Here is a 21,191-nt window from a genome sequence, read left to right on the forward strand (position 1 = left end):
CCTCGTTACATCAAGCGTTGATAGAGATCGCGGTATGACTGCGCCGCGACATGCCAGCTAAAGTCCATGGACATCGCCTGACGCTGAACGTAACGCCAGAGCGATGGACGGGACCACAAGACGAAAGCACGCCGAATCGCCCGAAGCAGCGACCAGGCATTACTGTCCTCAAAGACAAACCCGCTGGCGATACCGTCCGCCAGGTTTTCCAGAGAGCTATCGGATACGGTATCCGCCAGTCCGCCCGTGCGGCGTACCAGCGGCAGGGTGCCGTATTTCAGGCCGTAAAGCTGCGTCAGGCCGCAGGGTTCGAAACGGCTCGGCACCAGGATGACGTCCGCGCCGCCCATGATGCGGTGCGAGAACGCTTCGTGGTAGCCAATCTGCACGCCCACCTGCCCCGGATGTTCCGCCGCGGCGGCAAGGAAACCTTCCTGCAGCACCGGGTCGCCCGCACCGAGCAGCGCCAGCTGCCCGCCCTGCTCCAGTAAACCGGGCAGCGCCTCCAGCACCAGATCCAACCCTTTCTGGCTGGTCAGGCGGCTGACCACCGCGAACAGGGGCACCTTGTCGTTAACCTTCAGGCCCATTGCAATCTGCAGCTGGCGTTTGTTTTCCGCTTTGTCTTCCACGGAATCACGGCCATAGCGCGCCGCCAGCAGGAGATCGGTTTCCGGGCTCCAGATCTGTTCATCCACGCCGTTCAGAATGCCCGACAGGCGGCCTTCGCGATGGCGCTGCTGCAGCAACCCTTCCATGCCGTAGCCAAACTCCGGCTGGGTGATCTCACGCGCGTAGGTTGGGCTCACCGCCGTGATGTGATCGGCGTAGTACAGCCCGGCTTTCAGGAACGAGATCTGCCCGTTAAATTCCAGCCCGTGCATGTTATAGAACGATAATGGCAGATCGATTTCACTCATGTGATGGGCATAGTACATCCCCTGATACGCCAGGTTATGCACGGTAAAGACCGATTTGGCCGGATGGCCGCGCGCGGCGAGATACGCCGGGGCAAGCCCGGCGTGCCAGTCGTGCGCGTGCACCACATCCGGGCGCCAGAACGGATCCAGCCCCGTCGCCATTTCTGCCCCGACCCAGCCGAGCAGCGCAAAGCGCAGCACGTTATCGGTGTAGGCGAACAGGTTCGTATCGTGATACGGGCTGCCCGGTCGATCGTATAAGTGCGGCGCGTCGATCAGGTAAATCCCTACGCCATTGTAATGTCCAAACAGCAGGGTGATACGTCCGGCGAACGTTTCACGGCGGGTCACCACTTTTGCATCGGGAATACCGCGCCGGATATCCGGAAAGGCGGGCAGCAGGACTCGGGTATCCACGCCTCCGGCGATTTGCGCCGCCGGTAATGCACCCAGAACATCTGCCAGACCGCCCGTTTTTAACAACGGGAACATCTCAGAACATACATGTAAAACCTGCATCATCGCTCCTGTTTGATCTGCAGCTTCCGCAACATTTCCCGTGTGACTAACACGATCCCCTCTTCCGAACGATAGAAACGACGCGCGTCTTCCTCCGCGTTCTCACCAATCACCATCCCTTCTGGAATGACGCAGGCACGATCGATAACGCAGCGGCGCAGACGGCACGAGCGCCCTACCCAGACATCAGGCAGTAAGACTGCCGAATCGATATTACAGAATGAATTTATCCGCACGCGGGGGAACAGCACCGACTGCACCACTACCGAGCCTGAAATAATGCACCCGCCGGATACCAGCGAGTTGAGCGTCATGCCGTGGCTGCCGGAGCGGTCCTGCACGAATTTGGCCGGCGGCAGCGATTCCATATGGGTACGAATCGGCCAGTTCTGGTCGTACATATCCAGCTCAGGCGTGACCGACGCCAGGTCCAGGTTCGCTTTCCAGTACGCTTCCAGGGTTCCCACATCGCGCCAGTAGGGTTCCGCATTCGGGTCGGACTGCACGCAGGACAGCGGGAAAGGATGTGCATACGCCATGCCAGCTTTCGTGATTTTCGGAATGATGTCTTTACCGAAGTCGTGGCTGGAGTTTTCGTCTTTGTCGTCTTCTTCCAGCAGCTCATAAAGATAATCTGCATCAAAGACATAAATCCCCATGCTGGCGAGCGATTTGGTGTCATCGCCGGGCATGGTTGGCGGGTTCGCCGGCTTTTCAACAAAGTCGATAATTTTGTCGTCGGCATCCACGTGCATCACGCCAAACGCCGTCGCTTCAGCAACGGGCACAGGCAGACACGCTACGGTGCAGCGCGCCCCTTTTTCGACGTGGTCGATGAGCATGTGGGAGTAATCTTGCTTGTAGATATGGTCCCCGGCGAGGATCACGATGTATTCCGCGCTGTAGCGACGAATGATGTCGAGGTTCTGCGTCACCGCATCCGCCGTTCCGCGGTACCAGTTCTCGCCGTGGACGCGCTGCTGAGCGGGAAGGAGATCGACAAACTCGTTCATCTCTTCGCTGAAGAATGACCAGCCGCGCTGGATATGCTGAACCAGCGTATGCGACTGATACTGCGTAATGACGCCAATACGGCGAATGCCCGAGTTGAGACAGTTGGAGAGCGCAAAGTCGATGATACGGAACTTACCACCAAAGTGAACAGCCGGTTTCGCGCGCTTGATGGTCAAATCTTTCAGACGGGTACCACGTCCACCCGCAAGTATCAGGGCAACCGTTTTTAATGGTAGCTGGCGCGCCAACATTAAGGGATCGTTCTTCTCTAATCTAACCATGACTAACTCCTTTTTTATCATCTTTGGAATACGCACACTCCGTGCGCAGGCCCGTGCCAGACAGCCATTACTACCGGATTATCCGCTCCGGCAAAGGGGGGAACAGCTCGCCATTCCCCTTCAGGTAAAACAATCTCTGCGACGTCATCCGTCGCGTTCAGCGTGACCAGCCATTTATCCGACAGCAGGATTTGCAGGCGTGGTACGCCGTGTTGCCACTCTTGCGCGCTTAACGGTTGCGCGTCTTGATTCAACCAGCGAACGTTGCCGTCACCCTCTTCCCACCAGCGGTCGGCGGTCAGCGCGGGGATCTGCTGGCGAAGATGGATCAGCGCAGCGGTAAAATGAATCAGCCCGCTGTTGGCTTCACCCCAGTCGAGCCAGGTTAACGTGTTGTCCTGGCAATACGCATTGTTGTTACCGTGCTGGCTATGGCCGTGTTCATCGCCTGCCAGCAGCATCGGCGTGCCCTGCGACAATAAAAGCGTTGTCAACAAAGCATGAACGCTGGCACGTCGCCGCTCGATGACGTCCAGGCTTCCGCCTAACCCTTCTATACCATGATTAAAGCTATGGTTATTGTTAGTGCCATCGCGATTCTCTTCGCCGTTTGCCTCATTGTGTTTCTGATTGAAACAAACGCAGTCCCGGAGCGTAAAACCGTCGTGTGCCGTCAACAGATTGACGGTGGCCGACGGACGTTTGCCGTCGCGCTTAAAGAGATCGCTTGAAGCGGCAAAGCGTCCGGCGAACTCCCCCAGCGACAGATTCCGTTCCAGCCAGAAGCGGCGCGCGGCATCGCGGTAGTGATCGTTCCACTCGGCAAACAGCGGCGGGAAATTCCCGACCTGATAACCGCCTTCACCGATGTCCCACGGCTCGGCAATAAGCTTCACCTGCGAGAGCACCGGACAGTTTTTTATCGCCTCAAACAGCGGCGCCTGCTGGCTGAACGCTGGCGTGCGCCCCATCACGGGCGCCAGGTCGAAACGAAAACCGTCGACGTGGAACGTTTCCACCCAGTATTTCAGGCACTCATAAGCAAAATGCGTGACCGCCGGATGGCTGAGGTTGAGCGTGTTACCGCAGCCGGTCCAGTTCTCATAATCGCCATCCTGCCTGATCCAATAATAGCTACGGTTATCAATTCCGCGCATGGAGAGCGTCGGACCGTCGAGATCGCTTTCGGCACTGTGGTTCAGCACGACGTCCAGAATGACCTCAATGCCCGCCGTATGGAGCGCCTTCACCGCATCGCGAAATTCGTCCCGCGCCTTTTCCGGATGGGCGGCATAGCGTGGCTCAAGCGCGAACATCGCCAGCGGGTTGTAGCCCCAGTAGTTGCTTAGCCCCAGCCGCTGCAGGCGCGGCTCGCTGGCGAAATGGGCGACGGGCAGCAGTTCCAGCGCGGTGATGCCGAGGTGTTTCAGGTAGGCGATCATGGTGGGATGCCCGAGCGCCTTATAGGTGCCGCGCATCTCTTTGGGGATCGACGGGTGCAGGTACGTCAGCCCTTTGACGTGGGCTTCATAAATGACGGTATTGCCCCACGGCGTCTGCGGCGGGGCATCGTCTTCCCAGTCATAAAGATCGTTCACCACCACGCTTTTTGGCGCGACGGGCGCGCTGTCGCGGTGGTCGGGCTCGCCGTAGCCCACGTGGAACAGCGGGTCGTCTTTAAATTCGCCGTCCACGCGGTGCGCGCACGGGTCAATCAACAGCTTCGCCGGGTTAAACCAGTGGCCCTGCGCCGGATCCCACGGACCGTGTACGCGAAAGCCATAGTGCATGCCTGGCCGTCCTCCGGCCAGGTAGCCGTGCCAGGTATCCCCTGTGCGCTCGGGTAAATCGTAACGGTGCTCGTTACCTTCCCCATCAAACACGCACAGTTCTACCCGCTCAGCGTGAGCGGAAAAGAGGGTGAAATTGACCCCCTTCCCGTCAAAACGCGCGCCGAGCGGTTCGGGTTTACCTGCCGAAAGCTGCGTCATTCGCCCTCCCGCATCAGCCAGATGGTGCCAAGCGGCGGCAGCGTCAGGCTCAGGGAGTTGGGTCGCCCGTGGCTTTCGATAGCGTCGCTCTGTACCAGCCCGCCGTTACCGGCGTTGCTGCCGTGATAGTGCATCGAGTCGGTATTCAGGATCTCGCGCCATTTGCCCGGCTGGTTAATGCCGAAGCGATAGTGTTCGCGCGGCACCGGCGTGAAGTTGCTGGCGACGATGATTTCGTTACCCGCTTTGTCACGACGCACAAAGACAAACACCGAGCGCTCGTGGTCGTCCACCACCAGCCACTCAAAGCCGTACGGATCGAAGTCGAGCTCGTGCAGCGCTTTGTGGTGGCGGTAGGTCAGGTTCAGGTCGCGCACCAGACGCTGCAACCCGTGGTGCCAATTGTCGCCGCCTTCCAGCAGGTGCCAGTCGAGGCTGGCGTCATGGTTCCACTCGCGTCCCTGGGCGAACTCATTGCCCATAAACAGCAGTTTCTTGCCCGGGAAGGCAAACATCCAGCCGTAGTAGGCGCGCAGGTTGGCAAACTTCTGCCACGCGTCGCCCGGCATGCGGTCGAGAATGGATTTTTTGCCGTGCACCACTTCATCGTGCGATAGCGGCAGCATGAAGTTTTCGGTGTAGTTGTAGAGCATCCCGAACGTCAGCTTATCGTGATGATACTTACGGTGAACCGGATCCAGCTTCATGTAGTCGAGCGTGTCGTGCATCCAGCCCAGGTTCCACTTATACCAGAACCCCAGGCCGCCTAATGACGGCGGACGGGAGACGCCCGCAAAGTCGGTCGACTCTTCCGCCATGGTCACGGCACCGTCCACCTGCTCGCCGATAATGCGGTTGGTATTGCGCAGGAATTCAATCGCTTCCAGGTTTTCACGGCCGCCAAACTCGTTCGGGATCCACTCGCCCTCTTTTCGGCTGTAGTCGCGGTAGATCATCGACGCCACCGCATCGACGCGCAGAGCATCAATGCCAAACCGCTCGATCCAGTACAGGGCATTCCCGACCAGGTAGTTTGCGACTTCACGGCGACCGTAGTTGTAGATCAGCGTATTCCAGTCCTGGTGATAGCCTTCGCGCGGGTCGCTGTGCTCGTACAGCTTCGTGCCATCAAACTCTGCCAGCGCAAAGTCATCCGACGGGAAATGGCCCGGCACCCAGTCGAGGATGACGTTCAGCCCGGCGGCGTGCGCGGCATCAATGAAATAGCGGAAGTCATCGCGCGTGCCGAAGCGGCGCGTGGGCGCATACAGCCCGGTGGGCTGATAGCCCCAGCTGCCGTCGAACGGATGCTCGTTGACCGGCAGCAGCTCAAGGTGGGTAAAACCCATCCATTTGGCATACGGCACCAGCTGGTCGGCAAGCTCACGGTAGCTCAGCCAGAAGTTGTTATCGGTGTGGCGACGCCAGGAGCCAAGGTGTACCTCATAGACGGAGATGGGCGCATCAAAGCGGTTGGCCTGTTTACGCTCCTCCGTCTGGACGACCTTCTCCGGCAGGCCGCAAATCAGCGACGCGGTATCCGGGCGCATCTGCGCTTCGAAGGCATACGGGTCGGCTTTAATGCGCAGCTTGCCGTTGGCGTCGATCATCTCGAATTTATAAAGCTGCCCGGGGTGCGCCCCGGGGATAAACAGCTCCCAGATGCCGGTTTCCCGGTGCAGGCGCATCGGGTGGCGGCGACCGTCCCAGTAGTTGAACTGGCCGACAACGGAGACGCGCTGGGCGTTAGGCGCCCACACGGAGAACCGCGTGCCGGTAATGCCGTCCATGGTATCGGCATGGGCACCCAGCGTTTCATAAGGGCGAAGATGCGTTCCTTCGGAGAGCAGCCAGGCATCCATCTCTTTAAGCAGAGGGCCGAAGCTGTAAGGGTCGTCAATCAGGTTTTGCTGACCGTGCCAGAGGACGGCGAGCTGATAGCGAAAAGGGTTTTTACGACGGGGCATTACGCCCGAGAAGAAGCCACGCGAATCGAGGCATTCAAGATTACCCACCTTGCGGCCGGTTTTGGGTTCAATCACCCAGACTTCTGTGGCATCCGGTAACAGTGCCCGAACTTCAAGGCCATCCTCAGTTTGATGCATCCCAAGCACAGAAAAGGGGTCAGCAAAATGACCCGCAATAAGCGCATTAATCACGTCTCTATCCACACGATCGGACATGGTATTCATCCTGTTTTTTATGTCGTCCTTTTTAAGCGCTCCGGGACGACTTTTAATGTGACCTGAACGGGACAGCACAAAAATGTGCATCCATTCTGCTCCGTTCGAACCTCAGGTAAGAAATGACTCTTCCTTAAAGCATAGCCAACGCTCTAGATGACTCCTGATAAAAAATAAGACATACGCGTGTTACTCCATGTAGTACGCAAAAAAAAGGGGTGAAAATCACCCCCGGTAGTTAACAAATTATTACGCCAGCTGGCGCAGCATGCGGCGCAGCGGCTCGGCGGCGCCCCACAGAAGCTGGTCGCCGACGGTGAACGCGGAGAGATACTCCGGCCCCATGTTCAGCTTGCGCAGACGGCCAACCGGCGTGGTCAGCGTGCCGGTAACGGCAGCCGGGGTCAGCTCGCGCATGGTGATATCGCGATCGTTTGGTACCACTTTCGCCCACGGGTTGTGCGCGGCCAGCAGCTCTTCCACGGTCGGAATAGACACATCTTTTTTCAGTTTAATGGTGAAGGCCTGGCTGTGGCAGCGCAGCGCGCCGATACGTACGCACAGACCGTCAACCGGAATGGTGTTCGCGGTCGCGAGGATTTTGTTGGTCTCAGCCTGGCCCTTCCACTCTTCGCGGGTCTGGCCGTTATCCAGCTGTTTGTCGATCCACGGAATCAGGCCGCCGGCCAGCGGTACGCCGAAGTTGTCCACCGGCAGCTCGCCGCTGCGGGTCAGCTGAGTCACTTTACGTTCAATATCAAGGATCGCGGACGCCGGGTTTGCCAGCTCGGTCGCGACGCTCTGGTGAAGCTGGCCCATCTGGGTCAGCAGCTCGCGCATGTGACGCGCACCGCCGCCGGACGCCGCCTGGTAGGTCGCCACGGAGACCCACTCCACCAGATCCTGCGCGAACAGGCCGCCGAGGGACATCAGCATCAGGCTGACGGTGCAGTTACCGCCAACAAAGGTTTTCACGCCGTTGTTCAGGCCGTCGGTGATGACGCCCTGGTTAACCGGGTCAAGAATGATGATGGCATCGTCTTTCATACGCAGCGAAGAGGCCGCGTCAATCCAGTAGCCCTGCCAGCCGCTTTCACGCAGCTTTGGATAGATTTCGTTGGTATAATCGCCGCCCTGGCACGTGACAATAATGTCGAGTGCCTTCAGCGCTTCCAGATCGTAAGCATCCTGCAACGTGCCTGTGGTACCACCAAAGGACGGAGCTGCCTGGCCGAGCTGGGAAGTGGAGAAGAAGACCGGGCGGATAGCGTCGAAATCGCGCTCTTCAACCATGCGTTGCATGAGTACAGAGCCGACCATACCGCGCCAGCCGATAAAACCAACGTTTTTCATAGCATTTTTTTCCTGCTGAGGGTGTGTGCTGTTTGTGCAAGCCAGTATTGAACTGGGATATGCTTCACATTACAAAATGCTGCCAAAGTCGCAAGCGAAATTAATCGATGATTGCCCGGCAATCAGAAATACAGCTAATTATCATAATAACCTTAGAGAATTTCAGGGATAATTTACATGAGTGAAATCATTTCCGCAGCGGTTTTATTGATCCTGATAATGGATCCACTGGGAAACCTGCCGATCTTCATGTCGGTGCTGAAGCACACCGAGCCGAAGCGCCGCCGGGCGATCATGATCCGCGAACTGCTCATCGCCCTGCTGGTGATGTTTATCTTCCTGTTTGCGGGAGAAAAAATTCTCGCGTTCCTGAACCTGCGCGCCGAAACCGTGTCGATTTCCGGCGGGATTATTCTGTTCCTGATTGCCATTAAGATGATTTTCCCGAGCGCGGAAGGCAGCAGCAGCGGCCTGCCTGCGGGTGAAGAGCCGTTTATCGTGCCGCTGGCAATTCCACTCGTTGCCGGACCGACCATTCTGGCCACGCTGATGCTGCTGTCGCATCAGTATCCGAACCAGATGAGCCATCTGGTGATTGCCCTGCTGATCGCCTGGGGCGGGACGTTTATTATCCTGCTGCAGTCGTCGCTGTTCCTGCGCCTGCTGGGTGAGAAAGGGGTGAACGCGCTGGAACGCCTGATGGGGCTGATTCTGGTGATGATGGCAACGCAGATGTTCCTGGACGGGATCAGGGCGTGGATGAAAGGATGACTTTCTCCCTCTCTCCGTGGGAGAGGGCCGGGGTGAGGGCATCAGGCCGCAGAGGCCTTTTTGCCGGGTGGCGGCTTCGCCTTACCCGGCCTACAAAACTTAACCCTTACGAATCAAATACCGGTACGGCAGCGCCTCGGTCTGCTGTGCCACCAGCTCATGCTCCATAAAGGTACAAAAGCCGGGAATATCGCGGGTGGTGGCCGGGTCGTCGGCAATAATCAACAGCGTTTCACCGGTCTGCATGTTGCGCACGGTTTTGCGTACCATCATTACCGGTTCCGGGCAGCGAAGGCCCTGGGCATCAAGAGTGTGGTCTGGGCTGGAAAACAGGTCGGTCATGGTCTTCTCGGTCTGGTAAAAACGGCTGTAGTTTACGCCCGGTTGCGATCAATGCAAACCAGGTTAACGATTGCGTAAAAACTAACCATTGCAATGTCCTGCTAAAGCAGTATCATGCTGCGGTTTTTATTGGGTTCCCTCACCCCAACGTATAAAAAGGTCACAATATGACGTCGTTTTCTGAATCACAGCGCGTAAAAGCGTTGTTCTGGCTTTCGCTTTTCCATTTGCTGGTGATCACCTCCAGCAACTATCTGGTGCAGCTCCCGATCTCCATCTTTGGTTTTCATACCACCTGGGGCGCATTCAGCTTCCCGTTTATTTTCCTCGCGACCGATTTGACCGTGCGTATCTTTGGCGCACCGCTGGCTCGCCGCATTATTTTTTCGGTCATGCTCCCGGCGCTGTTCATCTCGTACGTGGTTTCGTCACTGTTTTATATGGGAAGCTGGCAGGGCTTTGAGGCGTTAACCCACTTCAACCTGTTTGTAGCCCGTATCGCCGCAGCAAGCTTTATGGCCTACGCGCTGGGGCAGATCCTCGACGTGCATGTGTTTAACCGCCTGCGTCAGAATCATCGCTGGTGGATGGCGCCAACCGCCTCCACGCTGTTCGGTAACGTGAGCGATACGCTGGCTTTCTTCTTCATCGCCTTCTGGCGCAGCCCGGATGCGTTCATGGCTGAACACTGGATGGAAATCGCGCTGGTGGACTACTGCTTCAAGGTGCTTATCAGCATTGTGTTCTTCCTGCCTATGTACGGCGTGCTGCTCAATATGCTGCTGAAAAGGCTGGCAGATAAATCTGAAATCACGGCATTGCAGGCTGGTTAAGGGTTCGCTTTATCAGTTGTGATAAGATGAGCGAATGAGCCGTTATGGCCGTTTATCGAAAGGAAGAAGTCAATGCGCAATCTGGTTAAATATGTCGGGATTGGCCTGCTGGTTGTGGGTCTTGCAGCCTGTGATAACAGCGACACGAAAACGCCTGCTCAGGGCGCATCCGCAGAGAGCAACGCGACCGGCCAGCCGGTGAATCTGATGGATGGCAAACTCAGTTTCTCTCTGCCAGCCGATATGACTGACCAGAGCGGCAAGCTGGGCACCCAGGCGAACAACATGCACGTTTACTCCGACGCAACCGGGCAGAAAGCGGTCATTGTGATTGTGGGCGACGACACCAGCGAAGACCTGGCCGTTCTGTCCAAACGTCTGGAAGATCAGCAGCGCGGCCGCGATCCGCAGCTGCAGGTCGTGACCAATAAATCCATCGAGCTGAAAGGCCACACGCTGCAACAGCTCGACAGCATCATCTCTGCAAAAGGCCAGACCGCCTACTCTTCTGTGGTGCTGGGCAAGGTTGATAACAAACTGCTGACCCTGCAGATCACCCTGCCAGCGGAAGATCAGCAGAAAGCGCAGACGGCTGCTGAAAATATCATTAACACCATCGTGATCCAGTAACGCTTCACGACGATGACGTGGCCTCCGGTGCCTGCACCGGGGGCCATTTTTTTAGCCGCCACGTCAGCAGCAGCGCAATCACCACCAGACCCGCCGCGGCAAGATAGATCACCGGAACCCCTGCCCAGGCCATCACCAGCCCCGCCAGCGGGCCGGTAATGCCTAAAGACATATCCATAAACACCGTATAGGTCGCCAGCGCCGCCCCCTGATTCTGCTGCGGCACGGCTTTTACCGCCACCACGCCCAGCGCCGGGAAGACCAGGGAAAAGCCAGCGCCCGCGAGGAACACGCCCACTTTCGCGACCCAGGGCACCATCGCAATTCCGGTCAGCAGCAGCCCGACTATCTCTATCGCAAAGCAGATCATCGCCACATTCAGCCCGCCAAGGCGGTTGATGCCATTAGGAAAAAGCAGGCGGGCGCCAACAAACGCACAGCTAAACAGGGTTAACGCAAAGGCTGCGCCGTCCCAGCCTTTGGCGTCGTAGAACAGGGTGATGAAAGTCGCGATCACGCCGAAGCCGGTGGTCGCCAGCGCCAGAGCCATGCCGTACGGCCAGACGCGCCCCAGCACCGCCCGAAACGGCAGCGGCTTGCCTTTGCTGGCCTTCACTTTCGGGCGCGGCAGCGCAAAGAGGATCGCCAGCAGCGCGACCGCCATAATGGTGATGGCAAGCCCATGCAGCCCGCCCAACGCATAGCAGGCCACGCCGAGCGGCGCCCCGAGCGCCATCGCACCGTAGGTGACAATCCCGTTCCAGGAGATCACCCGGCCAATGTGCGGCGCGCCTACCACGCCCACGCCCCACAGCGTTGAGCCGGTTCCCGCCAGACTTTGCCCGATGCCAAGAATGACGCGGCCCAGGCAGAGCAGCGCCAGGCTGACCAGCGGCCAGTGGCTGGTTGCGGCAGCCAGCAGATAGCTCAGGCCACTGAGAAAACAGCCGCACAGTCCCACCACCACGATGCTTTTTGGACCGAACGTGTCCGCGTAGCGCCCGGCATGCGGGCGGCTGAGGAGCGTGGCGAAATATTGCAGGCTTATCACCAGCCCCGCCCAAAAGGCGCTGAAGCCCATCACGTCATGGACATAGCCCGGCAGGACTGCCAGCGGCAGGCCGATGGTCAGATAGCTGGCAAAGTTGAAAATCACAACGGAAACGATGCTCAGATTGAGGCGCAGTCCGCTCAGTGCCGGTTCAGCGGCAGGTTCGGGCATGGGGTTCTACCTGGATTTTTTACAACAGTGTTTCACTATTACCACGGCGCAATAAGAAAATCAGCCCCGACTTTCAGATTAACGGTGCCAGACGAAGCGAAGCCCGGGCACTACACTTATCGGGTCATCATATTAAGGAACACGCATGATCGCTAACCCGTCCGACAAAGCAGGACTCCACATCTTATTAAAACTCGCCTGTCTGGTGGTTATCCTTGCGGGTATCCATGCTGCCGCCGACATTATTGTTCAGCTCCTGCTGGCGCTCTTTTTTGCCATCGTGCTTAATCCTCTGGTCACCTGGTTTTTACGCCGGGGCGTCAGCCGTCCGGTGGCCATCACCATCGTGGTTATTGTCATGCTGATTGGCCTGACGGCGCTCTTTGGCGTACTGGCGGCATCGCTGAGCGAATTCTCCACCATGCTGCCGCAGTACAACAAAGAGCTGACGCGTAAAATTGTCGCGCTGCAGGAGATGGTGCCCTTCCTTAATCTCCATATCTCACCCGAACGGATGCTGCGCAGGATGGACTCCGAGAAGGTCATGACCTACGCCACCACCTTGATGACCGGGCTTTCCGGCGCGATGGCCAGCATTCTGCTGCTGGTCATGACGGTGGTGTTTATGCTGTTCGAAGTTCGTCACGTCCCCTATAAGCTGCGCTTTGCGCTGAACAATCCACAAATTCACATTGCTGGCTTACACCGGGCACTGAAGGGCGTCTCCAAATATCTGGCGCTGAAAACGCTCCTGAGCGTCTGGACCGGGGTGATTGTCTGGCTGGGGCTGATGCTGATGGACGTGCAGTTCGCGCTGATGTGGGGCGTGCTGGCCTTTCTGCTGAACTACGTGCCCAATATTGGCGCGGTGCTTTCCGCCGTACCGCCGATGATTCAGGCGTTTCTGTTTAACGGCTTCTACGAATGCATGCTGGTCGGCGCGCTGTTCCTCGTCGTGCATATGGTGCTGGGCAATATTCTTGAACCGCGCATGATGGGACACCGTCTGGGCATGTCGACGCTGGTGGTATTTTTATCCTTACTGATTTGGGGATGGCTGCTGGGCCCGGTCGGTATGCTGCTGTCGGTCCCCCTGACCAGCGTATGTAAAATCTGGATGGAGACCACCAAAGGCGGCAGCAAGCTGGCGATCCTGCTCGGGCCGGGGAGGCCAAAAAGCCGATTACCCGGGTAGCGGACCTACCTGTGCAGGCAGGTTTAAACCGTCAGTAATACACCGTAAATTACCGCGCCCCTAATCCGTCGCGGTATTTTTATTTGCGTTAAGGCGATATTCATTCTGTTTTTAATTACGCCGCGCGCATTACGTTCAAACGCAATTCATGATTTAACGCAAATTATAAAAAATGAAATCCTTATTTATTTTCCATGTTATTATTCCCGCCTTCGCTTCAACGTAATGCAAACATTAATATTGATTAAAAATTACACCTGGCGATAGAAAAAAGCCGGATGAATATTATTTGTAAAAACCACTGCCTTTAATTGTTATTATTGATATGGAGTTGTTGATGAAAAAGATCGTTAAATGGTGTGCTGCTGCCGTATTCGTTGGCGCGCTGGCAGGCTGCGCGCGTACCGCGCCAATCGCTCAGGTTCACTCTATTGTAAGCACAGGCCATACTGCCGATCAGGTAAAAACGGCAATTATGAAAGCAGGCCAAAAACGCGACTGGATCATGACGGAAACCGGCCCGGGAATGATTAAGGGGCGTCTGCAGTCACGCGATCACTCGGTCCAGGTGAGTATTCCGTACACGGCAACAAGCTATTCAATCAACTATGAAAACAGCCTTAACCTGAAAGCGGCAGACGGTAAAATCCACAAAAATTATAACCGCTGGGTGAATAACCTCGACCACGATATTCAACTGAACCTCTCCTCTGGCGCCGCGCTGTAATATTTTTCTAAAGTCGGGCCGCGTATGGCCCGATAACCTCTCTTTATTGCCCTCAAAGGTTACGCAGTCATGTACGAAAAGGACACACTCAGCGCACTGGATGCCATTACCGAAGCGCAGCGCATCGCCTTTGCCCCGATGTTATTCCAGACTGCGCTTTGTCTGCGTAACTCAGGCGTTCTCGCCTGGCTCGATAAACAAGGTAAAGAGGGGGCAAGCCTCGAGGAAATAACCGAACACAGCACGCTCGGCAGCTATGGCGTCAGCGTACTGCTGGATATGGGATTAAGCGGTCGAATTGTTACCCAACAGAATGGACGTTATTTCCTGGCGAAAGTGGGCCATTTTTTACTGCACGACGAAATGACCCGCGTAAATATGGATTTCACCCAGGACGTTTGTTACCAGGGGCTATTTCACCTGGCGGACGCCCTGCAGGAAGAAAAACCGGCCGGATTAGCCGTGTTTGGCAACTGGCCAACCATCTACCCGGCGTTATCCCAATTACCTGCTCCGGCGAAAGAGAGCTGGTTCGCCTTCGATCATTACTATTCTGACGCCGCTTTTGACGCTGCTTTGCCATATATATTCGCAAGCTCGCCGACAAAATTGTACGATGTGGGCGGAAATACGGGTAAATGGTCGTTACGCTGCTGCCGCTATGACGAAAATGTTGCCGTGACGATCCTCGATCTGCCGCAGCAGATAGCGCTGGCGCAGGAAAACATCGCAAAAGCAGGTTTTTCTCATCGTATTGCATTCCATGCTATCGATATGCTTAGCCCAGCAACATTGCCGGGTGACGCCGACGTCTGGTGGATGAGCCAGTTCCTGGATTGTTTCTCTCCGGATCAGATTGTCGCCATGCTGACGCGCGTCGCACAGGCTATGAAGCCAGGCGCACGTTTGTGCATCATGGAGCTTTTCTGGGATGCTCAGAAATTTGAAGCAGCCTCTTTCAGCCTGAATGCCACCTCGCTCTATTTCACCTGTATGGCGAATGGTAATAGCCGGTTTTACAGCGTAGAGAAGTTTTATCGCTACCTGGAGAGCGCAGGTTTCAGCGTTGAACAGCGGCTGGACAACCTTGGGGTCGGTCATACCCTGCTGATATGCACCAAACGTGAACAATAGAGCAGCTTAGCTGCCCGGGTGGCCCAGCCTGCCCTTTGAATACGGTTATTTGTCGCGGACGCGCGTAGATGAAATTTTCACTGAACATTATCGACTGGCAGGCAAGAGCGCCAGGACTCAGCGATGCCACAGAGTGGCAGGCGTGGTCGCGCCTGCAGCTGGCCGTTGACCCATCGGCCCCGCTTCCCCGACTGACCGCTCTACCCATGATGACCGCGCGCCGCCTCAATTCAGGCAGTAAGCTGGCGGTGGATATTGGTCTTGCCATGCTACAAAACCACGCCATTGATGCCGTCGTCTATTCCAGCCGCCACGGCGAGCTGGAGCGCAACGACCGTATTCTGCATGCTCTGGCGACCGGGCAGTCCGTTTCACCCACCGATTTCGCGATGTCCGTGCACAATTCCGCGGTGGGCAATCTCACGATCACCGCACGCCAGGCCATCGTCTCGTCATCTATTTCTGCCGGACTGGACACCTTCCAGCAGGCCTTATGTGAAGTGCTGAGCCTGCTGCTGGCGGGCTATTCCCGCGTCCTGCTGGTCGATTTTGACGGCGCGCTGCCGGAATTTTACCATCCGGCGCTACCGCCACAGATGCCCACCTGGCCCTACGCGCTGGCGCTGGTGATTGAATCCGGCAACGGAATGCAGTGTGAAACCCGCAGCGGCAGCACGGGTGAAGAACCCGCCCTGCCGCAAAGCCTGATGTTCCTGCAGCGCTATCTCAGCGAGGAACGTCAGTTTGTAGTGCCCGGCGAACGTTTGCTGTGGCAATGGACGCGCGCATGAACCGCCTGGCCGCCCGCATCAACTGGCTATGGCGTCTGGCGATGACCGGCTTCTGCTTCGCGCTGTTTGGCGTGGGCGGGCTGCTGCTGTCGCTGGTCTGGTTCAACCTGCTGCCGATCGTCCAGCGCGACCGCGCCAGCCGTCGCCGCCTGGCGCGTCGCAGCATTGCGGCCAGCTTCCGCTTCTTCCTGACCGTGGCGCGCGGCCTCGGCGTACTGGACTATCGCATTCACAATCTTGACGCGCTGCGCAGCGATCGGGGCTGTCTGGTGGTGGCTAACCACCCCACGTTAATAGACTACGTGATTCTGGCGTCGGTGATGCCGGAAACCGACTGTCTGGTGAAGAGCGCGCTGCTGCGCAACCCCTTTGTCAGCGGCGTTATCCGCGCGGCGGATTACCTGATTAACAGCGAAGCCGAGCCCTTGCTCGCGGCCAGCCAGCAGCGTCTGGCTCAGGGCGACACGCTGTTAATCTTCCCGGAAGGCACGCGTACCCGGCTTGGTGAGGCTATCTCCCTCCAGCGCGGCGCGGCAAATATCGCCGTGCGCTGTAACAGCGATCTGCGGGTGGTGCTGATCCACTGTAGCGAACACCTGCTGGATAAAAAAAGTCGCTGGTATGATGTACCGCCAGAAAAACCCGTTTTCACCGTGGATGTCCGCGACCGCGTGAACATCGACGAATTTTACGATGCAAATGAACAAGAACCGGCGCTGGCGGCAAGGCAGTTAAACCGGCATCTACAGCATCGATTAACATCAGGCCTTCAATCTTTGTCAGGAATTAATGATGCAAGCGCTTTATCTTGAAATTAAGAATCTCATTATCACCACGCTGAATCTGGACGAGCTTACCGCAGAGGATATTGATACCGATGCCGCGCTGTTTGGCGATGGGCTGGGTCTGGACTCCATTGACGCGCTGGAACTGGGTCTGGCCGTGAAAAACCAGTATGGCGTGGTGCTTTCTGCTGAAAGCGAAGAGATGCGCCAGCACTTCTTTTCCGTCGCCACGCTGGCGTCCTTTATCAACGCTCAACGCGCCTGAGATGTGAACGATGACTGAACAAGAAAACATTTACCAGGAAGTCTGCGGCCTTCTGACCAAGCTCTTTGAAATCGACCCGCAGGACATTACGCCCGAAGCCCGTCTTTACGAAGACCTGGAGCTGGACAGCATTGACGCGGTGGACATGATTGTTCATCTGCAGAAGAAAACGGGCAAGAAAATCAAGCCGGAAACCTTCAAGTCGGTTCGTACCGTTCAGGATGTGGTAGACGCCGTCGAACAGCTTCTGCGCGAAGAGTAAGACCTCGTGCGTGGTGGACGGACGTTCCCGGTCATCCCACTGCTGACGGGGCTGATGCTGCTGGCGTGGCCTTTCCTGATTGGATTTGGGCTAACACACAACAGCCTGCAGTGGCTGTTGCCGGTGATGGCGCTGGTATTGCTGCTGCGGCTGCGCCAGGCGCGGCGGAACGCTGGCCCGATGCGGTATGTGGTGCAGTGCGTGGCGTTCGCGGGCATTGCGCTCTGCGCGGCCAGCTACCTGCTGAAAACCCACCAGTGGCTGCTGTTCTACCCGGTGGTCGTCAACCTTGTGATGCTGGCCGTGTTCGGCGGTTCACTGTGGACCGCGATGCCGCTGGTCGAGCGACTGGCGCGCCTGCGCGAGCCAAACCTGCCCCCGGAGGGCGTGCGCTATACCCGCAAGGTGACCCTCGTCTGGTGCGGCTTTTTCATCGGAAACGGCGCGATGGCGCTGTTCACCGTGCTGCACGGCGACATGCATCTGTGGACGCTGTGGAACGGTATGGTGGCCTACATCCTGATGGGAACGCTGATGGCGACCGAGTGGCTGGTGCGCCAGCGGGTGATTAAAAAAGAGATGCACAATGACTAACCCTCTTCCGCTGGGCCAGTGGTTAAATGCGCCCCGCCCTGACGACATGCCCGTTGCCTGGCTTGACGATCGTACCTGGACGCTTGGCCAGCTGCGCCACGACGTGACCATGCTGGTCGACACCCTACGTCAGCAGGAAGGCGAGCGCTGGGCGCTGTGCTTTGAAAACAGCTACCTGTTTATCGTTGCGCTGCTGGCCTCGCTGCATGCCGGTAAAACGCCGGTTATTCCCGGCCATAGCCGCGTCTCGCAGCTTGAAGAACAGCAGTCGTTGTTTAGCGGCGTTCTGAGCGATCGGACTCTCGATTTCCATGGCAAGCTGATTGAGGTGGCCTCCAGCCATCAGACGGCTAGCCGCTGGGCGCCCCTGCCGGAGATTGACGAAAGCCGCTTCGTTGAGCTGTTCACCTCCGGCTCCACGGGTACCCCGCGCCGGGTGATTAAGCACATCGTCAGCCTGGATCGCGAAGCCCGTCTGCTGGCTGACCGCTTCGGCGAGCGGCTGACCGGCTGTAGCGTTGTCGCCTCGGTCGTACCGCAACATCTGTACGGCCTGACATTCCGTATCGTATTGCCGATGGCGCTGGGCCTGCCGCTGCATGCCGCGATGCTCTACTACGCAGAGCAGCTGGCCGCCCTTCCTCATGATCGGCATTACCTGTTCATCAGCAGCCCGGCGTTCCTGAAGCGCCTGGATACGGAGCTGCCCGCGCCGCCCGTCAGAATGCTGATTTCAGCAGGCGGAATGCTGCCGTGGTGTGACGTCGCCACCACCGCGGGTTGGCTTAACATCTGGCCGGATGAAATTTATGGCAGCACCGAAACCGGGATCCTCGCCTGGCGCCATCGCCAGCAGGATAACGTGCCGTGGCTCGCGTTCCCCGGCGTTATCTTCCATCAGGAAGATGAAGCCTGTCGCGTCACGTCGCCACTGATCCATGAGGAAGAAGGACTCCAGCTGGACGATATCCTCCACTTCGACAGCGAGGGGCTGTTCAGCATCGCCGGTCGTCGCGGGCGGGTGGTCAAAATTGAAGAAAAGCGCATCTCGCTTAACGAGATCGAACGTCGCCTGCTGGAGCTCGACGGCATTTGCGAAGCGGCTGCGCTGCCGGTCACGCGCGGAGGCCGTCAGGGGATTGGCGCGCTGCTTGTCCTGGACGAAGCGGTTCGTCAGCGCGGGTATATGCAGGATAAAAAAGCGCAGGAGTTCGCCTGGCGTCGCGCCCTGCTGCCGTGGCTTGAGCCGGTCGCCGTTCCGCGCTACTGGCGCATTGTCGATGAAATGCCGGTAAACAGTATGAACAAGCGTGTCTATGCGCAGTTAGAGGAGTTATTTCATGAAAATTCATGAAATTGAGCGCCGCCAGACACAGCCGGAGAAGCTGGAAATCATTTTGCATCTCGACGCGGCGCTGTTCTGGTTTCAGGGCCATTTTGCCGTACAACCGCTGCTGCCCGGCGTTGCGCAGCTTGACTGGGTGATGCACTACGCCACGACGTTACTGGCACCGGGCTACCGCTTTCACAGCATTCAAAACGTGAAGTTCCAGGCGCCTCAGCTGCCGGAAACCACGGTGACGCTGGTGCTTGAGTGGCATGCCGAACGTCAGATGCTGACCTTCAGCTATCAGCTTCACGCCGGGGCGGAGCGCCATACCGCCAGCAGCGGGAAAATTCGGCTATGTCAGTGATCTTTCGCCCCTGCGTGCTGATCCCGTGCTACAACCACGGCGCCATGATTGCCCGCGTACTGTCGCGTCTCGCGCCGTTCGGCCTGCCGTGCCTGGTGGTGGATGACGGCAGCGAAGCGATCACCCGACAGGAGCTCGAGCGCCTGGCGGCAGAGCAACCGCAGGTAACGCTGGTCCGTCTGGCGGAAAACGCCGGGAAAGGTGCCGCGGTCATCAGGGGGCTGGAGGAGTGCGCGCGCGCGGGCTATACCCACGCCGTGCAGGTGGACGCGGACGGTCAACACGCCATCGAAGATATCCCCAAACTGCTGGCGCTGGCGGAGCGCCACCCGGACGCGCTGATTTCCGGCCAGCCCATTTACGATGATTCCATTCCACGCTCGCGGCTCTACGGACGCTGGGTAACCCACGTCTGGGTGTGGATTGAGACCTTATCCCTGCAGCTTAAAGACAGCATGTGCGGCTTTCGGGTCTATCCGGTCTCGCCCACGCTGCGGCTGGCAGCGCGTGAAACGCTCGGCAAGCGGATGGACTTTGACACCGAAGTGATGGTCCGTCTCTACTGGCAGGGCAATGCCAGCGTCTTTCTGCCCACCCGCGTCACCTACCCGCAGGACGGGTTATCCCACTTCGACGCGTTAAAAGATAACGTGCGGATCTCCCTGATGCATACCCGGCTGTTCTTCGGCATGCTGCCCCGCATACCCGGCCTGCTTTTCCGTCGACGCCGCCAGCACTGGGCGCAGCAGGACGAGGTCAAGGGCCTGTGGGGAATGCGCCTGATGCTGCGCGTCTGGAAGCTGATGGGGCGACGGGCCTTTACGGTGCTGCTGTGGCCAACGATCGGCGTGTACTGGCTTATCGCGCGTCCGGCGCGCCAGGCCTCGCGGCAGTGGATTGAGAGAGTGAAGCACGAGCTGCGTCAGCGGAACATGACCGTTCCCCCGCGGCTCAACAGCTTTTTCCATTTCATGCGCTTCGGCAACGCGATGCTGGATAAAGTCGCCAGCTGGCGCGGTGAGCTGAAGTTTGATCGCGACGTGGTCTTTGCCCCCGGCGCGAGCGAAACGCTTAACGTCGCGGCGCCGCAGGGCAAGCTGCTGCTGGCCTCGCATCTTGGCGACGTTGAGGCCTGCCGGGCGCTGGCCCAGCTGGACGGCAGCAAAATTATCACCGCCCTGGTCTTCAGCGAGAACGCCCAGCGCTTTAAGCAAATCATGAGCGAAATGGCGCCCCAGGCGGGCGTGAATTTGATGTCGGTTACCGACATCGGCCCGGACACCGCGATTGCCATCAAAGAGAAGCTTGAGCGGGGAGAATGGGTCGCGATTGTGGGCGACCGCATCGCGGTGAATCCGCAGCGTGGCGGCGAGTGGCGCGTGATCTGGAGTCCGTTCATGGGCCAGCCAGCGCCGTTCCCACAGGGGCCGTTTATCCTGGCCTCCATCCTGCGCTGCCCGGTGGTGCTGATTTTTGCCCTGCGCCAGCAGGGTAAGCTCGTCCTGCACAGCGAACCGTTTGCCGACCCGCTGCGCCTGCCGCGCGGCGAACGCCAGCAGGCACTGCAGGAGACCGTCGATCGCTACGCGCAGCGGCTGGAGCATTACGCCCTCATGTCGCCGCTCGACTGGTTTAATTTTTTCGATTTCTGGCATCTGCCAGAGTCCAGAGAGAAGGAGTAAAGG

Annotated in this window: 21 protein-coding genes; 14 read left to right on the forward strand and 7 right to left on the reverse strand. The window is 58.0% G+C overall.

The window, feature by feature from the left end:
• Nucleotides 1–5 precede the first annotated feature (5 nt).
• The 5 genes from glgA to asd all read right to left on the reverse strand — a co-directional run bounded on the left by glgA (nt 6) and on the right by asd (nt 8,261).
• Entirely contained in the window at nt 6–1,439 is a 1,434-nt protein-coding gene (glgA, locus tag DFO52_RS19550) for a glycogen synthase GlgA (RefSeq protein ID WP_023309509.1), read from the reverse strand.
• Nucleotides 1,439–2,734: a glucose-1-phosphate adenylyltransferase gene (glgC, locus tag DFO52_RS19555; RefSeq protein WP_023333724.1), complete on the reverse strand. Its 1,296-nt coding sequence runs from the start codon at nt 2,732–2,734 to the stop codon at nt 1,439–1,441. The genes glgA and glgC overlap by 1 nt, the downstream gene beginning before the upstream one ends.
• Nucleotides 2,735–2,751: 17 nt before the next feature.
• The gene (gene glgX / locus DFO52_RS19560; protein ID WP_121426136.1) at nt 2,752–4,725 is read right to left on the reverse strand and encodes a glycogen debranching protein GlgX; all 1,974 of its coding nucleotides are present in this window, start codon (nt 4,723–4,725) and stop codon (nt 2,752–2,754) included.
• Entirely contained in the window at nt 4,722–6,908 is a 2,187-nt protein-coding gene (gene glgB, locus DFO52_RS19565) for a 1,4-alpha-glucan branching enzyme (protein WP_133551029.1), read from the reverse strand. The genes glgX and glgB overlap by 4 nt, the downstream gene beginning before the upstream one ends.
• Nucleotides 6,909–7,157: 249 nt before the next feature.
• Complete coding sequence (gene asd, locus DFO52_RS19570) at nt 7,158–8,261, reverse strand: aspartate-semialdehyde dehydrogenase (RefSeq protein WP_033146834.1); 1,104 nt, start codon at nt 8,259–8,261, stop codon at nt 7,158–7,160.
• Between the two features lie 177 nt (nt 8,262–8,438).
• On the opposite strand from asd, the gene yhgN reads away from it, so the two are divergent.
• Entirely contained in the window at nt 8,439–9,032 is a 594-nt protein-coding gene (gene yhgN, locus DFO52_RS19575) for an NAAT family transporter YhgN (protein ID WP_003861574.1), read from the forward strand.
• 99 nt (nt 9,033–9,131) lie between these two features.
• Here yhgN and tusA read toward each other — a convergent pair whose 3' ends face one another.
• A complete protein-coding gene (tusA, locus tag DFO52_RS19580) occupies nt 9,132–9,374 on the reverse strand; it encodes a sulfurtransferase TusA (protein ID WP_008503071.1) in 243 nt (80 codons plus the stop codon).
• Nucleotides 9,375–9,541: 167 nt separating this feature from the next.
• Between tusA and DFO52_RS19585 the strand changes: the two genes are divergently transcribed.
• Together DFO52_RS19585 and DFO52_RS19590 are read left to right on the forward strand one after the other, a co-directional pair.
• On the forward strand, nt 9,542–10,207 hold the full coding sequence (locus DFO52_RS19585; RefSeq protein ID WP_023309514.1) for a 7-cyano-7-deazaguanine/7-aminomethyl-7-deazaguanine transporter: 666 nt from the start codon (nt 9,542–9,544) through the stop codon (nt 10,205–10,207).
• Nucleotides 10,208–10,279: 72 nt separating this feature from the next.
• Nucleotides 10,280–10,837, forward strand: a complete 558-nt coding sequence (locus DFO52_RS19590) for a DcrB family lipoprotein (protein WP_023309515.1) — start codon at nt 10,280–10,282, stop codon at nt 10,835–10,837.
• 4 nt (nt 10,838–10,841) lie between these two features.
• Here DFO52_RS19590 and DFO52_RS19595 read toward each other — a convergent pair whose 3' ends face one another.
• Nucleotides 10,842–12,059 carry an MFS transporter gene (locus tag DFO52_RS19595; protein WP_133551030.1) on the reverse strand — a complete coding sequence of 406 codons (1,218 nt, stop codon included), beginning with the start codon at nt 12,057–12,059 and terminating at the stop codon, nt 10,842–10,844.
• 145 nt (nt 12,060–12,204) lie between these two features.
• Between DFO52_RS19595 and DFO52_RS19600 the strand changes: the two genes are divergently transcribed.
• From DFO52_RS19600 to DFO52_RS19650, 11 genes are all read left to right on the forward strand, one after another.
• A complete protein-coding gene (locus DFO52_RS19600; RefSeq protein WP_023309517.1) occupies nt 12,205–13,254 on the forward strand; it encodes an AI-2E family transporter in 1,050 nt (349 codons plus the stop codon).
• A gap of 337 nt (nt 13,255–13,591) precedes the next feature.
• Nucleotides 13,592–13,981, forward strand: coding sequence for a hypothetical protein (locus tag DFO52_RS19605; protein ID WP_121932666.1), 390 nt, complete (start codon nt 13,592–13,594; stop codon nt 13,979–13,981).
• 69 nt (nt 13,982–14,050) lie between these two features.
• A complete protein-coding gene (locus DFO52_RS19610; RefSeq protein ID WP_133551031.1) occupies nt 14,051–15,115 on the forward strand; it encodes a class I SAM-dependent methyltransferase in 1,065 nt (354 codons plus the stop codon).
• A gap of 68 nt (nt 15,116–15,183) precedes the next feature.
• On the forward strand, nt 15,184–15,906 hold the full coding sequence (locus DFO52_RS19615; RefSeq protein WP_133551032.1) for a beta-ketoacyl synthase chain length factor: 723 nt from the start codon (nt 15,184–15,186) through the stop codon (nt 15,904–15,906).
• On the forward strand, nt 15,903–16,718 hold the full coding sequence (locus DFO52_RS19620) for a lysophospholipid acyltransferase family protein (protein ID WP_133551033.1): 816 nt from the start codon (nt 15,903–15,905) through the stop codon (nt 16,716–16,718). The genes DFO52_RS19615 and DFO52_RS19620 overlap by 4 nt, the downstream gene beginning before the upstream one ends.
• The gene (locus tag DFO52_RS19625) at nt 16,699–16,956 is read left to right on the forward strand and encodes a phosphopantetheine-binding protein (RefSeq protein ID WP_008503081.1); all 258 of its coding nucleotides are present in this window, start codon (nt 16,699–16,701) and stop codon (nt 16,954–16,956) included. Before DFO52_RS19620 ends, DFO52_RS19625 begins: the two co-directional genes overlap by 20 nt.
• Nucleotides 16,957–16,966: 10 nt before the next feature.
• Complete coding sequence (locus DFO52_RS19630; RefSeq protein ID WP_032662212.1) at nt 16,967–17,218, forward strand: acyl carrier protein; 252 nt, start codon at nt 16,967–16,969, stop codon at nt 17,216–17,218.
• Between the two features lie 6 nt (nt 17,219–17,224).
• On the forward strand, nt 17,225–17,812 hold the full coding sequence (locus tag DFO52_RS19635) for a hypothetical protein (RefSeq protein ID WP_133551034.1): 588 nt from the start codon (nt 17,225–17,227) through the stop codon (nt 17,810–17,812).
• Nucleotides 17,805–19,166, forward strand: coding sequence for an acyl-CoA synthetase (locus DFO52_RS19640; RefSeq protein WP_133551035.1), 1,362 nt, complete (start codon nt 17,805–17,807; stop codon nt 19,164–19,166). Before DFO52_RS19635 ends, DFO52_RS19640 begins: the two co-directional genes overlap by 8 nt.
• A complete protein-coding gene (locus DFO52_RS19645) occupies nt 19,153–19,506 on the forward strand; it encodes a hydroxymyristoyl-ACP dehydratase (RefSeq protein WP_133551036.1) in 354 nt (117 codons plus the stop codon). Before DFO52_RS19640 ends, DFO52_RS19645 begins: the two co-directional genes overlap by 14 nt.
• Nucleotides 19,497–21,188 carry a glycosyltransferase family 2 protein gene (locus tag DFO52_RS19650; protein ID WP_133551037.1) on the forward strand — a complete coding sequence of 564 codons (1,692 nt, stop codon included), beginning with the start codon at nt 19,497–19,499 and terminating at the stop codon, nt 21,186–21,188. Before DFO52_RS19645 ends, DFO52_RS19650 begins: the two co-directional genes overlap by 10 nt.
• The last annotated feature ends 3 nt before the right edge of the window (nt 21,189–21,191 follow it).

Origin of the sequence: Enterobacter sp. AG326 (genome assembly GCF_004362415.1) — a bacterium.
Taxonomy (GTDB): Bacteria; Pseudomonadota; Gammaproteobacteria; order Enterobacterales; family Enterobacteriaceae; genus Enterobacter; species Enterobacter asburiae.

Coding starts and splice junctions, on each gene's coding strand:
- glgA (WP_023309509.1), bottom strand. CDS start 1,439: ATGCAGGTTTTACATGTATGTTCTGAGATGTTCCCGTTGTTAAAAACG.
- glgC (WP_023333724.1), bottom strand. CDS start 2,734: ATGGTTAGATTAGAGAAGAACGATCCCTTAATGTTGGCGCGCCAGCTA.
- glgX (WP_121426136.1), bottom strand. CDS start 4,725: ATGACGCAGCTTTCGGCAGGTAAACCCGAACCGCTCGGCGCGCGTTTT.
- glgB (WP_133551029.1), bottom strand. CDS start 6,908: ATGTCCGATCGTGTGGATAGAGACGTGATTAATGCGCTTATTGCGGGT.
- asd (WP_033146834.1), bottom strand. CDS start 8,261: ATGAAAAACGTTGGTTTTATCGGCTGGCGCGGTATGGTCGGCTCTGTA.
- yhgN (WP_003861574.1), top strand. CDS start 8,439: ATGAGTGAAATCATTTCCGCAGCGGTTTTATTGATCCTGATAATGGAT.
- tusA (WP_008503071.1), bottom strand. CDS start 9,374: ATGACCGACCTGTTTTCCAGCCCAGACCACACTCTTGATGCCCAGGGC.
- DFO52_RS19585 (WP_023309514.1), top strand. CDS start 9,542: ATGACGTCGTTTTCTGAATCACAGCGCGTAAAAGCGTTGTTCTGGCTT.
- DFO52_RS19590 (WP_023309515.1), top strand. CDS start 10,280: ATGCGCAATCTGGTTAAATATGTCGGGATTGGCCTGCTGGTTGTGGGT.
- DFO52_RS19595 (WP_133551030.1), bottom strand. CDS start 12,059: ATGCCCGAACCTGCCGCTGAACCGGCACTGAGCGGACTGCGCCTCAAT.
- DFO52_RS19600 (WP_023309517.1), top strand. CDS start 12,205: ATGATCGCTAACCCGTCCGACAAAGCAGGACTCCACATCTTATTAAAA.
- DFO52_RS19605 (WP_121932666.1), top strand. CDS start 13,592: ATGAAAAAGATCGTTAAATGGTGTGCTGCTGCCGTATTCGTTGGCGCG.
- DFO52_RS19610 (WP_133551031.1), top strand. CDS start 14,051: ATGTACGAAAAGGACACACTCAGCGCACTGGATGCCATTACCGAAGCG.
- DFO52_RS19615 (WP_133551032.1), top strand. CDS start 15,184: ATGAAATTTTCACTGAACATTATCGACTGGCAGGCAAGAGCGCCAGGA.
- DFO52_RS19620 (WP_133551033.1), top strand. CDS start 15,903: ATGAACCGCCTGGCCGCCCGCATCAACTGGCTATGGCGTCTGGCGATG.
- DFO52_RS19625 (WP_008503081.1), top strand. CDS start 16,699: ATGCAAGCGCTTTATCTTGAAATTAAGAATCTCATTATCACCACGCTG.
- DFO52_RS19630 (WP_032662212.1), top strand. CDS start 16,967: ATGACTGAACAAGAAAACATTTACCAGGAAGTCTGCGGCCTTCTGACC.
- DFO52_RS19640 (WP_133551035.1), top strand. CDS start 17,805: ATGACTAACCCTCTTCCGCTGGGCCAGTGGTTAAATGCGCCCCGCCCT.
- DFO52_RS19645 (WP_133551036.1), top strand. CDS start 19,153: ATGAAAATTCATGAAATTGAGCGCCGCCAGACACAGCCGGAGAAGCTG.
- DFO52_RS19650 (WP_133551037.1), top strand. CDS start 19,497: ATGTCAGTGATCTTTCGCCCCTGCGTGCTGATCCCGTGCTACAACCAC.